This is a genomic window from Kitasatospora sp. NPDC093102, from assembly GCF_040683915.1.
In the GTDB taxonomy this organism is placed as follows: Bacteria; Actinomycetota; Actinomycetes; order Streptomycetales; family Streptomycetaceae; genus Kitasatospora.
In genome coordinates this window covers 1-15137 of record NZ_JBFBFA010000026.1, presented here as the reverse complement: position 1 = coordinate 15137, position 15137 = coordinate 1, and the positions used below count along the sequence as shown (strand labels likewise).

At 72.3% G+C, this 15137-nt stretch carries 2 protein-coding genes; one reads left to right on the top strand and one right to left on the bottom strand.

Features of this window, described 5'->3' with window-relative positions; genetic code table 11:
• Positions 1-56: 56 nt before the first annotated feature.
• Positions 57-14867: a hypothetical protein gene (locus tag AB0O11_RS26610; protein ID WP_363391830.1), complete on the bottom strand. Its 14811-nt coding sequence runs from the start codon at positions 14865-14867 to the stop codon at positions 57-59.
• Positions 14868-14877: 10 nt separating this feature from the next.
• Here AB0O11_RS26610 and AB0O11_RS26605 point away from each other — a divergent pair.
• Positions 14878-15137 (top strand): hypothetical protein (locus AB0O11_RS26605; protein ID WP_363391828.1); only part of this gene is annotated, 260 nt, incomplete at its 3' end.

Genomic DNA, 15137 nt, shown 5'->3' with positions numbered 1-15137 from the left:
CGCCCCCTGCCGGACCGGTCCGGCAGGGGGCGCCTCTCGTTCTACCTACGGCTCACTCAGCTCGTGAGCGTCAGCGGCAGGTAGCTGGTCTCACCCTTCGATCGACTCGCGGCTACGACCACCAAGGGCCCGGACTCGCCGTACACGGCCAGCTCGCCGTCGGTGCGGCGCGGAATCCACAGGTCCCCGCCTCCGGCCGTCATCCGGTTCAGAACCTGGATGCGGACACCCCAGTTCCTGGCCAGTGCGTCCAACCGATCCATCGCATCCCCGGATCCCAGCGTCCCCTGCTGTCCGGGTGCGGCCGCGGAGAGTTGGTCCGGGCCGACGCCGCGGAAGACGTCGAACTGCGCGAGTGCCTCCCACACACTCCGACCTGCCGTGCCGGGGAGGACACCCTCCGTCAGCGCCGCTTCGATAGGCCCGGCCCCGGCCCCGCCCGCCGACACTGTCGGCGCGGGCGCGGAGTCCTGTGCCGGTCCTGTCCCCTCCTGGCCGGTGGTGGTCGGCAGGAGCGGATCCGTGACCTGCTCCGGCCGGGGCGTCGGGTGGAAGGCGCCGAACGATGCGGGCTTCCCGGTCTCGTCGAGCATCACTCCCACGCCGGGGATCTCCGTGCCCTCGATCTGGTTGTACGAAAATGCTTCAGGCCCGACATAGATGGTCTTGGATGACGCGTGGGATGTCAGCCGGGACTCGTCAGAAACGTCTTGAGCCAGTGAAGAGCCGCTGATCCCGGGCGCCGCCGCGCAACAGACCAGCATTCCCAGCTGGGTCTCCGGACCTCCGGCCATGATGCTGGGCCTGCGCTTCAGGTACATGCCGGCCTGCCTCCCGGTCAGGGCTGCTCGCCCCCACCGCGTCCTGAGGTGGATCTCGCCGGGCTTGCCGTGCGCCGCGAACAGGTGTACCCGGTCGTTCGCGGTCCAGCTGGCCGGAACACTCGTCGCCGGACCCCGGCCGTGTTCGTCGGTGAAGTGGCGGGGTGCCGATCCCGGCAGCAATTCCTTGACAAAATGCCGGTCCCACCAGGTCGGAAAGTCGGTCATCGCTGTTGCTCGCTGATCGAGCTCCCCGGGAGTGTGCGAGTAGCGGCCCACCGCGACCGGCGTCGAGGCCCCCTTGCTCCGGAAGCCGGTCATCGTCCCTGTGACGAAGCCGTTCTGAGGCATGGGCACCTTCACCTCGGTCGTGACACCCCCGATTCTGCCGATCTCGACCCTGCTCGCCACGACGGCTTGTCCACCGAGGTGCTCGGCGCGGAAGACGCCGCCGTCCAGGGTCTGCACCCGATGCCACCGAGGCCGGAACTCGTTCAAGCCGTGGGAGGTCTCCAGGTACGGCCCGCTCACCAGCCAGCGTCCCTCGGTCCTGGCCTCGGTGGCGTAGACCGGATGACCGGGGAACGCCGCGGAGATCCACCGTGCGGCCTCCTCGACTCCGGTCCCCCCGCCGGACGAGTAGACCGCGATCGGACGGCCTGCGGCCAGCGGGTGGTCCTGCAGGAAGGCGGTCACCAGACCGGCCGCTTCCCGATGGCTCAGCTCCTCGACGTTGCCGTCCTCCGTCGACACGGAGACCGTCTCCTCGCCCGAGAGCTCCACGAAGAACGGCTCGCCGTCAGCCGACCACGGCGTCTCCGTCGACTCGGCGGCCCTCACGGCGGCTTCCTGGGTCCTGAGGTGGTGGACCTTCGACCTGCTGTCCGACATCACGCCTTCGACCCGCGCCACGTCCGGCCCGAGTGCCAGCCCCCGATCCTGCCCGGACAGGTCCCTCAGCGCGCTGAGGCGTACCCGATGACGTCCGTAGGTGTAGGTCGTGCCGCCGTCATCGGCCGTTGAACGCCCCCACTCGGCCGGCGGCAGCTGCTCCGCCTCCATGCCTGACTGATGGACGGTCATGTCCGAGAGCACCACGCGGACGCGGCGTCCGCTCTCCGCGTGCAGGTCGTCGGCCCAAGCCTTCAGCGCATCGTCGGGAGCCGAGCCCGACGACAGCACCAGCGACACCGGCTCGTCCTTCGGCACGCCCATCGCGAGCAAGGACTTCTCCGCCGCCTGCGGCGTGAAGCTCTTGCTCACTCCGTTCGAGTCCGCGGCCACCAGACTCGAACCGTCGCCCTCCACGAACAGGAACCGGGTGCCACGGATGCGCGGCAGATCGGCCAGCACCCGGGTCAGCTCCGGGCTCTGCGTCGGGCCGGGCATGACCAGACCCGATTCGCCCTCGACCGGGGCGAACCCGTGCCAGCCGTCATCGAGCAGACCGGTTGGCAGATGGAAGAACAGGTCGTCCTCCTGAGGGCTGTTGACGGCGGCGCTCCCTCCGGCCCGCCTCGGCCCGCCGTCCACGGCCGGTACGCCGGGAGCCTGCCCGTTCGTTTGCGGGTGGAAGGCTCGGAACGTGTCCAGCTGTCCCGTCGTCCTGTCAACGGAAGTGGCCACGCTCGGAATCTCCATGTCCAGCACCTGGTCGAACGTAGACGGCTCCATCGAGTAGACCGGTGTCGGCAGTGCGTGGGTCGTCAGCCCGGCCTCGTCCGCGACCTTCTGTGCACCGGCGGTTCCGTCGCTCGCCGGTGCCGCCGCCTCGCATACCAGCATGGCGAGTTCGGTGTTCGACTCGGCCGCCATGACACTGGGCCGCCGTTTCAGATACCCGCCCGTCTGCGTCCCGGTCAACCACCCCGTCCCCCAGCGGGTCTCCAGGATCATCCTGCCGGCCAGCCCATGGCTGGTGAAGACGTACACACGGTCCGGGTCCGACCAGCTGAGCGGATGACTGTCCGTCCGCATGCTTCCGTCCCCGTAGAGGTGGGCGCTTCGGGTCCCACTGATCGGGTTGTACACCGCATGCCGGTTCCACCAGACCGGGAACCGGGTCACCAGCTCGTTCCTCCCAGCCAGCGCCAGCTCTTCCGGGACGTACGAGTGGCGGCCGACGGGGACCAGCGACGTCGACTGACGATTCCGGTAACCGGTGACCGTCCCGGTGACGAAACCGTTCTGCGGCATGGCCACGCGCAGCGGGACGATATCGGTCCCGGCCCGAAGGACCTTCAACCCGACCGTCGTCGCCACAGCTCCCTGCGCCCCGAGGTGCTCGGCGCGGAACACCCCGCCACTCAGCGTCAGCACCTGGTGCCAACGAGGCCGGAACTCCTCCGTCCCGTAGGACGTCTGGAGGACCGGGCCGTTCGCGCCCCAGTGCGCCTGGGTCCTGGCCTCGGTGGAATGGACCGGATGGCTTGGATGTCCCGCGGATATCCAGCGCGCGGCCTCCTCCACCTCACCGCCGCCGTGGTTCGAGAAGACCGCGATGGGCCTGCCTTCGCCGAGTGGGTGATCCTCCAGGTAGGCCTTCACCAGGCCTGCCGCCTCCCGATGGGTCATCTCCGCAACGTCTCCGTTCTCCAAACCCACGGAGACCAGGTCCTCGCCCGAGAGTTCCACGAGGAACGGCTGCGGGCCGGTGGCCCACGGCGTCTCCGTCTCGGATTTCACCGGGGTTCCACTCCCGTCCGTACGGACGTGCCGGACCGTCGTCGTGGCGTGCGGCCCAGGCTCCGGCCCAGGACCGGTCAGATGCGTCGCTCCGAGGGCCAGCCCGTGCACATGCCCCGAGGAGTCCTCCACCACGGACGGACGGACGCGGTACCGGCCCGAGGTGTAGACCGTGGTGCCGTCGGCGGCGGTTTCCCGCCCCCACTCGACCGGTGGCAACTGGTCGACCGCGTACCCGACTTGGTGGACGGTCGAATCGTCGAGCACCACCCGGACGGTTCGTCCTCCGAGGCCGTGCAGATCCTCCGCCCACTGCGCCAGGACGTCATCCGGTACCGATCCGGAGACCACCACGACCGACAGGGGCTCCTCCCGAGGCACCCCGTACAAGTCCAGCAGGCTTTCCGCCGTCTGCGGCGTGAACCGATCGACGTACCCGTAGACGTCCTTGATCACGAGTCCCTGACCGTCACCCTCCACGAAGAGGAACCGGCTGCCGGGCACCCTCGGCAGGTTGGACAGTGCGTACGTCAGGGCCGGGTCCTCGGTCGGGCCGGCCATGATGAGCCCCGCCGGCGCCTCAAGCGGCACGTATCCGAGCGCAGCCAGCTCCATCACGTAATCCATGGAAGTCGACTCGTCGACGTCCATCGCGACGACCCCATCGGCCTCGGCCTCCGATTCGGCAGACCAGTGCGGCTCGTGATCCGGCATGCCCTGTCCCAGCAGGTTGTTGGCGGCGGCGCTCCCTCCGGCCCGCCTCAGCGCGGCCTCCACGGCCGGTGCGCCGGGAGCCTGCCCGTCGGTTCGCGGATGGAAGGTCAGGAAGCGTTGGGGGCTGCCGTCCTGCGCCAGAGGAAGTCCGAGCGTCGGCATGTCGACGTCGGGGTGCTGGTCGAGTTGGGTGCGGCCGAACACGAAGACCTGGTCAACCGCAGCATGGACCGTCCGCCCGGTCTCATCCGCCACCCGCTGGGCGATCGCGGCCCGCGCGGCATCGCCCATCGCCGCGTGGCAGACCACCATCAGAATGGGCGTCCTCCCGTCCTCGGCCACCAGACTGGCCCGTCTGCCCATCCACCTCCCGACCTGGTCGCCGGGAAAGTACATCCTGCCCCACCACGTCTTCAGCATCACGCTGCGCTGTTCGCCCAGCCCATGGGCGGAGAAGACGTAGGGGTTGTCGGTCGCCTTCCAGCCGGCCGGGGCGGTCACGAAATCGCCGGAGCGCCGGTGGGTCTCCCACAGCATCCCGCCGTGCCGGTCGTAGCCCGTCCCCAGGCTCAGCCGGTCCCACCACGCCGGGAATTCCGTCAGGCCCTCCCTGGAGCGCAGATAATCCCCGTCGATGTAGGACGAACTTCCCATCGGAGCCGCCTTCCTCGACCACTTCCGCCCGTATCCCGTGATGGTCTCGCTGCGCACACCGTGCTGTGGCAGAGGAACGTACCACCGCTGCCGTTCGGTGTCCGGGCCCGTGAAGAGCAAGCCGACGACCGCTCCGTCGCGCCCCAGGTGGTCGGCATGGAAGACGCCTCCGTTGCGGGTCCGGATCTCGTGCCACTGCCGTTCCGCGACGGGCTGCCGGTGGTGCGTGGTGAGCGCGGGGCCGCGCCGGTGCCACGCCACGTCGACCTCGGCCTGGACGGTGAAGACCCGGTTCCACCGGTTCTCGACCGCGATCCAGCGGGCGGCCTCCACGACCTCCGGATCACCATCCCGGGAGACCACCGCGATCGGGGTGGTGTGGTCCAGTTCGTGGTCCTTCAGCACCGCGTTGACCAGCCCGGCCGCCTCGCGGTGGCTCAGCTCGGCGATCGTGCCGTTCGTGCGCTGCACGTTGACGACTCCGTCCCCGGCCAGCTCCACGACGAACGGCGTCCGGTCGGCACCCCACGGCGCCACGTCGTTCCGGACACCGACGTGGGTGCCGTCTTCCGCGACCACGGAGTGCTCCACCGTGCCGAGATCGGGTGCCGGGCCCCGGCCCGTCGTGCGGCGGGTCGGGTCCAGGGTCAGGCCCACCGGCCGGCCCATGGCGTCGCGCCGCACGCGCGGCTGCACCCGGTGCTCGCCGAACGAGTACACCAGGGCGCCGTCCGGCTCCACGGTGCGGGTCCACTCCACCGGCCGGTGCTGCACCTCGCCCGGCCCCGCCTCGTGGAGCGTCCGGTCCGAGAGGACGACCCTGACGGTCCGCCCGCTCGACTCGTGCCACCGGTCGGCCCAGTCGCGCAGGGCGTGGTCGTCGGCGGCGCCGCTGGTCCCCACCACGGAGACCGGGACGTCGAGCGGGACCTGGTGCCGGGCCAGCAGCGTCTCGGCGTCCTCGGGCGTGAACCGGCCCGGAGTCCGGTCCTCGCGCAGCGCGACCGGGCCGTCCGCGGCGTACTCCACGAACAGGAAGTGCGCCCGGGGGATCCGGGGGAGTTGGGCGGCCGTGTCGACGGCTCCGAACGGATCCGCCGGACCCGCCAGCGCCAGACCCGACGGCACCTTGACACCGAGCCACCCCTGGGCACCGTCGCCCCGGGCCGGAGGCATGTTGGCAGCGCCGCTGCCGGCGGCCGCGACGGGCTGCGCGTGCGCGCCCTCCGCGCCGTGGCGCACGCTGACGCCCCCGCCCTTCACCGCCGCAGGGCGGTTCGGAGACGCAGGCTCCCCGTTGCCACCCGGGCGGTCCGACTCGCCGAGGACCGTGTCGAATCCTCCCTCCCGCTTCAGCAGCGCGAGCGTGCGGCGCAGCGGCTCGCCGAGCGCACTGCCGGGCGCGGGCTCCGCGATCGGCAGACGCAGTTCCCGGTGCCCGGCCTCCCAGTGCGGGCCGAGGACGGTACGCCAGCGCTGGAGTGCGCCGGCCTCGTCGGTGGCGACCCAGCCGTGTTCGTACGGCGCCAGGTGGGTCGCCTCCACGCGGGGCTTGCCCGGCAGGTCACCGGGGCCCTGCTTGCTCCAGGCGGCGGGCTGGTCCCACCAGCCGTGTTGCTCGATCACGTCCCAGGTGCGGGGGTTCAGGTACTGCCCCGCCTTGGGCAGCTCCCAGCCCTCCGGGACCTTCCAGCCGTCGCCGTGGCGCCAGCTCTCCGGCAGCCGGATCTCACCGGCGGAGGCGGACGGCTGCCTGCCGAGCAGGCGCCAGGTGATCGACGGCTGCCAGCCGTGGCGGGGCAGCTTCAGCCGGCCGGCCTGGTAGGCGGCCTTCAGCTCCGCCTTGATGGCGTGCAGTTGGGGGTTGAGGCGTTCGCCCCTTTCCTCGGTGACCCGCCATGCCTCCGGCGGGGCCTCGGGCCGTCGGGGCGCGGCGGGGGTGAGTCCGTCGGCCCGGGTGAGCGGCGGGACCTGGAGGATGGGCTGCTCCTCTCGGCCGGGGAGGGTCCAGACCTCGCCGAAGCGTCGCCGGTCGGCCAGGGGTGCGGTGCCCTGGTGGACGGCCCAGTGGTCCTGGGGGGTTCCCAGGTGCCGCTTCCCGCTGGACAGGTGGACCTTGAGACCGTCGACGTCCTGGATCACCGGGTGACGGCTGGCGTGCACCTTCAGCGGCGCGCGGTGGTACGCGAGCCGGTCGGCGAACTCCCGGGCCAGGACCAGCTCCTGGGGCTTGCCGGAGGTGGCCTCGTACGCGAGTGCCTCGGCGCCGAAGCAGTTGAGCAGCCCGACCTGGAGGTTCTCTCCGTGCGTGGTGAGCAGTTCCTGGAACACCGGGTCCTCCCACACCAGGTCGGCCAGGTGCGCGCCGGTGACGGCGGCCTGGCGGTGGTCGCCGGTGGTGCCGTGCCGGGTGTCGCGCACTCCGGGCAGGGCCATGCCGGGCAGGCCGTGGCCGTTGACCAGGTAGACCGGCTTGCCCGCGAAGGGCAGGGGTCCGCCCTGGCCGGTACCGGTCGCGTCGGGGCCGGCCGCCACCTCGTAGCGGGCGCCGGCACCGGTGTCCAGCATCGCGGTGAACGCCGCCCGGGGGTTGGCGCCGTGTTCGTCGGCGACCAGCTCCATGACGGCGGTACCCGGGGTCGCGCCCCGGCGCACCTGGGCGGTGAACAGCTCCACCCCGGCCGACCCGTACACCGCGCGGCGGGCGAACCCGCCCGACTCGCCGGCGAGTTGGTCCCGCAGGCGCCGCTCGAACTCGGCCAGGACGTCCGGGCTGCCGCCGTGGCGGTGCAGCAGGTCGACCAGTCCGCGGAGGACCTCGTCCGTTCCGGGCCGGTCGAGCAGGGCGGGCACGGACTCGGCCAGCTGCCCGCGCAGTTCACGGACGGCGGCCTCTCGATCGGCCGCGGACAGGGGGGTACGGGCCAGCTCGGGCAGTTCCCGGCCGGCCCAGTCGTGACGCAGTCGGTCGAGCGTCCGGCCCGCCCGGTCGGCGGTCAGCCGCTCCCACGGGACCGGTACGGGTTCGTGGTGGACGGCCTGCCCGGCCGGGACCGGGGGCCAGCCGAGGACCTGGCCGTGCTCGTCGGTGGACACCTCCAGCGGCCTGCCGTGGTCCGGGTGGTCGGACGGGTAGTACACGGCCCACCGGCCCGGGCGGCTCCGGTCGGCCACCGAGACGGCGGCGATCCGCCCCTTCGCGACCGCGTCGGCGTCCCACACCGAGCCGGGGGCGGCCGCCAGGACCGGCCTCCGGTGGGCCTCGGCGAGGGCCTGGTACTCCTCGGGCGAGGGGAGGTTCGTCTCGTCCGCGAAGAGCAGCCGGACGGCCTCGTCCGAGGGACGGCCGAGCCCGGTGAGGAACCGGTCGACCCGCTCGGGTTCGGCCAGGCCCACCATGGCGTTGACCGGGGTGTCGGTCCGGAACGGCAGCTGGAGCAGGCCGTCCTGGTGGCCGCGCGCCACCAGGGAGGTGACGCCGGGCAGCGCGGGCAGGCTCTGCCAGGCCTCGGTCCAGCCGGCGCCGCCGGTCGGCGCGGCACCGGCCGGGCCGTGCACCAGGTCGAGCTGGCCGGCCGTCATGAGCCGGCCGCGCGAGTCGGTGCCCGGTGTGCCGATGAGGGCGCCCGCCCACGCGGCCCGGGCCAGGTGCTCGGTCTCGACGTGCCACTTCTGTCCGCCGTCGAGCACCGGGTCCCCGTCGTGGCCGAAGCCGACCCGGCTGCCGGCGGGGGCGGTGACCAGACTGAGCCCGGTCTCCCGGTGCAGCCCCTTCACCGTGCGCTCCCAGGCCCGGAGCCCCGCCGGGTCGGACGGCCGGGCGGTCGGGAGCTGGAGGCCGGGGTACGGCGCGGGGCCGTCGGTGCCCAGCAGCAAGCGCCACTGCCGCAGCGCCTCCCGGCGCGGAGCCGACGCCCAGCCGTCCCGAGTCGGGTACAGCCAGTGGCCGTCGGCGGGCGCCGTGGCGAGCCGCTCGAAGGAGGGCACGTGCAGCACCGGCGTGTGGGTGCGCCCGGCCACCTGGACGAGGCTGCCGAACGGCTGCCCCGGGGTTTCCGGGGTCCGGGTTTCCGGGGTCAGCGCGACCGGGCCGCCGGACGGCCGGGCGGGCCCGGGTCCGTCGGGCTGCGGCCCGGCGCCCCGGTGCCGGCCGGCGGCCGAGCCGTGGTTGACCGCCCCGCTGCCTGCGGCCCGCTCGACCGGGCCGGACGCGGGCGCCGGGGAGGACGGGCCGGTGGGCCGCTTGGGCGGGACGCCTCCGCCGCCTGGGTTGCCCTCCTCTCCGGAGCCGGTTTCGCCGTCCTCGCCGGACCCGGGCCGAGTCCTCTGCTGCTCGGATTCGGTGATCCTCACCTTCGTGGCGTTGTTCGACCTGAAGCCCCGCCAGCCGTCCTCGACGGTGCGGAAGCCGTCGACCGCCGGCACCGAAAGCATCGGCACCTTGACGTCGGGCGCCGTCGTGGTGCGGAGCCGGTTCCGGAACGCGCGCATCACCGCCGGCGTCGCGTGGGTCCGTCGCTGGATCACATCGGTGATCTCCTCCGCGATCGAAGCCCTGACCCTGTCGCTCAGCCCTGCCTCGCACATCAGCAGGAAGACCCCGCGACTGCTCGGCAGTCCGGTCACGCTCGGGGTCCGCTTCAGATAGCTGCCCACACCGAAGCCCGGAGCGGACATGGTCCCCCAGTCCGTTTCCATGTGCACCGAGCGGGTGTCGCCGCGGCCGTGCGCGGCGAAGACGTAGGGCGGCTTTTCCCAGCCGATCCGGCGGGTCGTGTACACCGGTTCGCCGTCGACCTCCCCGTCCACGCGCAGTTCGCCGTACATCTCGTCCCGGGCTTCCTCGATCGCGTACGCGTTCAACCAGAGCGGGAACTCCGTCAGCCCGCCGGAGGTCCGTTGGAAGTCGTCGCTGAAGGAGTGCCGGCCGACCGGGACCACCGTGGAGCTGTCCTTGCTCCGGTAGCCGGTGATCGTCCCGGCCTTCACACCGTTGTCCGGCATGGCGACGTTCCAGTACGCCACGCGCCCGCCGCTCAGCGGGACGGCCACCGTTCCGCCGAGTGCCCCCGTCTTGCCGAGCTGGAAGGATTCGAACACTCCCCCGACCGGGGTGAGCACCTCGTGCCACAGGGGTTCGCGGGTGTTCTCCCGGCGCAGCACCTCCAGGGACACGCCGTCGTTGTGCCAGGTCACTTCGACCGGCGCCTCGATGGTGAAGACCTGCCGCTGCTTGAGGGCGGCGCTGATCCAGCGCGCCGCCTCCTTCGCCCCGGATCCGCCCTGGCGGGACACGACGACGATGGGGTCACCGGCGGGGTGCCCGTGGTGCTGGAGCACGGCGACGGCGAGGCCCGCCGCCTCCCGATGGGTCAGCTCCGTGGTCCGGCCGTGCTCGCTGTGCACCGTCACGGAGCCACGGCCGTCGAGTTCCACGACGACGGGCCGGACGTTCTCGCCCCACGGTGCCTGCGGCTGCGCCGCGCTGGTGTGCGGGACCACCGTGCCGTCCTCCCTGACCAGGGAGTACCGCACCATCTGCTCCGGAGCGGGCCCGTCCTGCACGTGGTCCCGCGCCGTGAACGAGACCGCGAAGGGCCGTTGGTCGGGGCCGGTCCCGACCTCCGGGGCCACCGTGTGCTCGCCGTACCGGAACGCCGGCTTGCCTTCGTGTTCCCCGTTCGGCGTCCAGACGCTGAAGCCGTGCTGCTCGTTCCGAGGGATCCCCGCCTCGAAGACGGAGCCGTCGGCCGTCGCCACACGGACCCTCCAGCCACCCACCCGGTGCAACTCACTCGCCCACTGCCGCAGGTGGTCGTCCTTGGCCTCGCCCGCGGTGACCACGAGGGACACCGTCTCGTTCTTGGAGATTCCGGCCTCCGCCAGGAGCTCGTCGGCCATCGCGGGGGTGAAGGACTTCTTCGTGGACGCCTCCCCGGGCTGGGTGACCAGGCCATCGTGCAGCTCGGCCTCGGCGAACAGGAAGGTGGTGCCGTGGATGCGGGGAAGCCGGCCGGCGACGACGAGCGCCTCCCCGCCGAGCTTCGGTCCGACGACCGCGATCCCGGTGGCGGACGAGGATCCCATCGGGGCCGAGTAGTCCGTCCACAGTCGGATGAGTGATTCCGCCCCGGTCTGCAGCCCGCCGTAGGTCTCCCCGGCCACCGTGCCGTGCGTCAGCACCTGGACCTGGCTCAGTGCCTTCCGCCGGGTCTCCTCCACGGAGGCCACGAACCGGCCCGCCTCCCTGAGCCCGCCCGCGTTGATCGTCCGCGCCACCTGGTCGCGGTACAGCCCGTGCGCCTCCTCCGGTATCCGGTACCCGTGCAGCAGGGCGTCGGCCTGGTGGCCGAGCCCCCTGAGGGCCCCTTCCGGCAGCGTGTCGTACCGGCGCTCGCGCGCCACCCGGGTGGCGGGCAGCGACCGGTCGGCGTCGAGCCGGGCGACCTGCTTGAGCCGGGCCACCGTCAGCTGACCTTCCGGGTAGAGGTTCCTCGCGTCCTCGACGAGTGCGACCAGACGCAGCCGCTCCTCGCGCCCGACCTCGGCCTCCTTGCCCAGGCCCTGTACCTCCCGGATCAGCCGGTCCAGGTCCTCGGGCGAACGCAACGGCTCCTCCCGGCGCCGGAGACGGCTGTTCTCGGCGTCCACCGACTCGGCCGTGGTCCTGCGGCTGGAGCCCATGATCCGCGCCCGGCGATGTTCGTCCCCGCTCGGGCGGCGCAGGCCGCTGCGGTTCCCGGCCGCATCCGCTCCCTGGTCGATCCGGCCGAGCAGTTCGTCCGCGCGGTAGAGCGCCGCACGGATCGGCAGGCTCTCGCCGAACTCGCCGTAGAGCTGGTGGGCGACCTCGATGGCCCGGCTCGCCCGGAGGAACTCGCCGACCGACACACCGGAGGGGAGCTCGCCGGGCGCGCCCCCGAACCGGACGATCTCCTCGGCCGCGCCGAGCCGCTCCGCCATGTCGGGGACGGAGCCCTGGCCGTCCTGCGGCTTGGCGGCGATGCCGATGACGGAGTCCGGGTGGTCCGGGTCGGCGGGCTTGGTGTACCAGTCGGAGTCCACCCACTGCTGGGCGTTGTGCTTGCGGCTGCCGTCCCGGTCGACGCTGCCCTGCTCGGCCACGAACTCGTCGAGCTTCTCCTCCGCGTTGCCCTGGTACTGCTCGGAGGGGCGTGACTCCACCCGGTGCTCGATCGTGAAGTCCTCGGCGGTGAGCTTGCCGATGCGGAGCAGGTCCGCGTGATCGGCCAGCTTCCTGTCCAGGATGGCGGTGATCTCCGTGGCGAGCCGTTCCATCCGGTGCTGGTAGCCGAGCAGGTCCTCCTTCGGGTGCAGTCGGGCGGTCAGCGTGAGCGTGGGCAGCGGAAGGCCGTCGTTCACGTCCCGGATCGCGGCGCGGGCGAGGATGTCCAGCCGGTTCTCCAGCTTCGCCATCCCCATCCGGCCGATCCGCAGGGCCGACGGCTGGTCGAGTCTGCCGCCCGGCAGGGTCAGTTCGAAGGCCACCGGCCGGCGGTTGGTGGCGGCGACCAGCGTCAGCGGGTTGGCCATTCCGAGTCCGTGCCCGTAGCGGTCGTGGTAGGTCTCCCCCTCGCCCCGGCCGACCTGGCGCAGGGACCACGTCTCCCCGCCCTTGGGGAAGCTGCCGAGGAGACCCAGCTGGTTGATGGCCGTCTTGCGGAGCCTGACGATCGCGGCGTCGAGAGCCTGGAGCTCCGGCGCCGCCTGCTGGTGCGGCTTCAGATGGCCTGCCATCGACTCGTCGAGGGCCCTCCAGGCACGGGAGCGCGTCACGTCGTCGGTGGTGGTCGCCAGCACCTCCCAGGTCAGCTCCTTGGGCAGCGGGAAGCCCGTCTCGGCCTGGGCCTGCACGGCGGGGCCCCACCGCCTCCTGGTCTCCTGGAGGTCGTGCAGGGTGTCGAGCAGTTTGCGGACGGACGCGCGGGCCGGCGTCTCGGTCTCCCGCTCGGTCATCCGCGCCGGCAGCTCGGAGTCCAGCAGCCGCCGCAGGGTCGGCAGGCTGCGCTTCTGGACGTCCGCCGCGGTCACCAGGTTGGTGAACACGATCTGGTTGTTGCCGTCGTGGCTCGTCGCCACGACGGCGCCGAACTGGGCTCGGCTCGTGACGGTCCGCGGCTCCGGGTCGGCCGTCCGGGAGTAGTCGAGCGTGTAGTCGCGCTCCCCGTTCTCGAAGTGGGTGGCCAGGGACTGGGCCACGTACGCCTCACCGGTCACCGCGTGCGCGAACCGGTTGACTCCGATCTGCTGGGTGAGGCCGGCCAACCGCCGGTGCTGCTCGCCGTTTCCGGGGTTGCTCGCGAGGCCGAACTCCTTTCCGACCACCGGGAATTCCTTCTCGTTGATCGTGAACTGGCTCCGGGCCACCTCGGCAGCCCGGTCCAGGGAGGCCGTCCCGGTGTCCGGAGCGCCCAGGAGATCGAGCAGGAACCCCGCGAGCCCGCTGGGGCCGGACAGCTCGTCCGCGACCTCGAACACCGAGTCGACCAGGCGCACCTGCCGGGTGCCCCCGTCCTCCGTCGGCCGCGCGTCGGCCAGCACGAGACTGGTGAGGTTCGTGCCGATCGACTCCTGGATGAGGTGACGCTGGCTGTAGGGCAGGGTCTTGGCTCCGCCGCGTACCTCGGGCGTGACCTTGTACAGCGTGCGGACCTTGTCGTCCTGGACGAACTTGACGAAGGTCCCTTCGTGCAGTCGGAGCGTGACGGCACCGCCGCGCGTCAACTGCTTGTTGGCCTGGCGGACCACCTCTTCGGTGGCGTAGAACTCCCGGGCGCCCCAGCCCTCGGCGATCGCGAGGCTGCCGTCACCGGCCACCTCCAGCGGAGGCTTCTCCACCTCGACGAGCGACAGGTCGGGCACGGTGTAGGGGAACTCCTCGGCCTCCCGCTGCCCCGGCTCGCCCCACCGCGAGAACGGGGCGTCCCCGGGCTCGCGCGGGCCGTCCGACGTGGTCACCTCGTACTCGGTCACCAGCCGCATCGGCGCCGTCTCCGGGGCCGGGACGGGCCGGCGCAGGTCCTGCCAGGCATCGGCCGGCGGCTCGTGTTCCTCGGTGAGGTCGAAGACCTTCGGGGTGTCGGGCGCGGTCGTCTGCCGGGGCAGGGTGACCACCTCGGGCTCCGTCTCGGCGTCCGAGGTGACGGCCGGCTCGTCGTCGTACAGGTGGGCCCACCGCCCGGCCGGCTCCTGCGGCCGGACGGCCGTCGCCGGCGGTGCGGCGACGTCCCGCTCCAGGCGTTCCACCCGCTGGTGCGTGACATCGACGCCCTCGACCCAGCGGCGCAGTTCGGACAGCGCCTGGTCCCGGTGGTCGCCGGGCCGGGCGAGCGCCGTGGTCACCCGGCGCAGCAGCACGTCGAGCCGCAGCCGGCGATCGCGGAACCACTGCCGGCCGTCGGCCTCGGTGATCCGCGGCCCGAGCGGACGGCCCGCCTCGTCGCGGGGGCCGAGGTCGCGGAGCCAGGTGTCGATGAGGCCCACCGCGTGCAGGGCCTCGCGACTGGGCGCGCGGTCGGGACCGAGCTCCCGGACGAGCAGTTGATGTTTGATCAATTGACGGCTGATCAACTCCTTCGGGCCGGTCTGAGGCCCATCACCCAGGGTGCCGTGCAGTTCCCCGAGGTCACCGGCCACGGTGAGCTCCAGCAGGTCCAGGTAGGCCTCCACGTGATCCGCGGTGAGGTCCTCGCGGAAGACCGGCTCCAGCTGCTGCGCGGCCTGGACGAAGTCCTCGGGCGTCCGGGCGGCTCCCGACTCACCGTCGCTCCGCACGGGGTTGAACTCCCGCGCCGTGGCCACGGCGGCGAACTCCTCCAACCGCCGCTCGCCATGGGCGCGGCCGGGGACCTCGGACGTCCCGCCGAGGCGCACGGCGGACTTGTCCGGACGAACCGGAGCGGCGCTCTTCTGCTTGCCGATCGTCACGACGTCCTGCTTGCCCAGCTCCGGGAAATCCCGATTGGCCTGCACCAGGAGCTGGTTGAGCCGGTTCAGGAGCCCGCCCCTGGGATCGTCCGGCCTGGACTTCATCGTCGCGGTGATAAGGGCCGCCCGGGCCTCAGTAGACTCCGTCCTCGCCTTCTCCGCGCTCTTCTCCGCCTTCCTGAACTTCCGTCCGTGGTCCCTGGCCTTGGTGTCGGCCAGCTCCTCACCCGTCGCGGTCTGCCAGGAGCGGGGCAACCTCGGGCCCGTCCCGGCCGACCCGCCCTCGGACTCGACGAGGCTCGCCTCGTCCAGTTC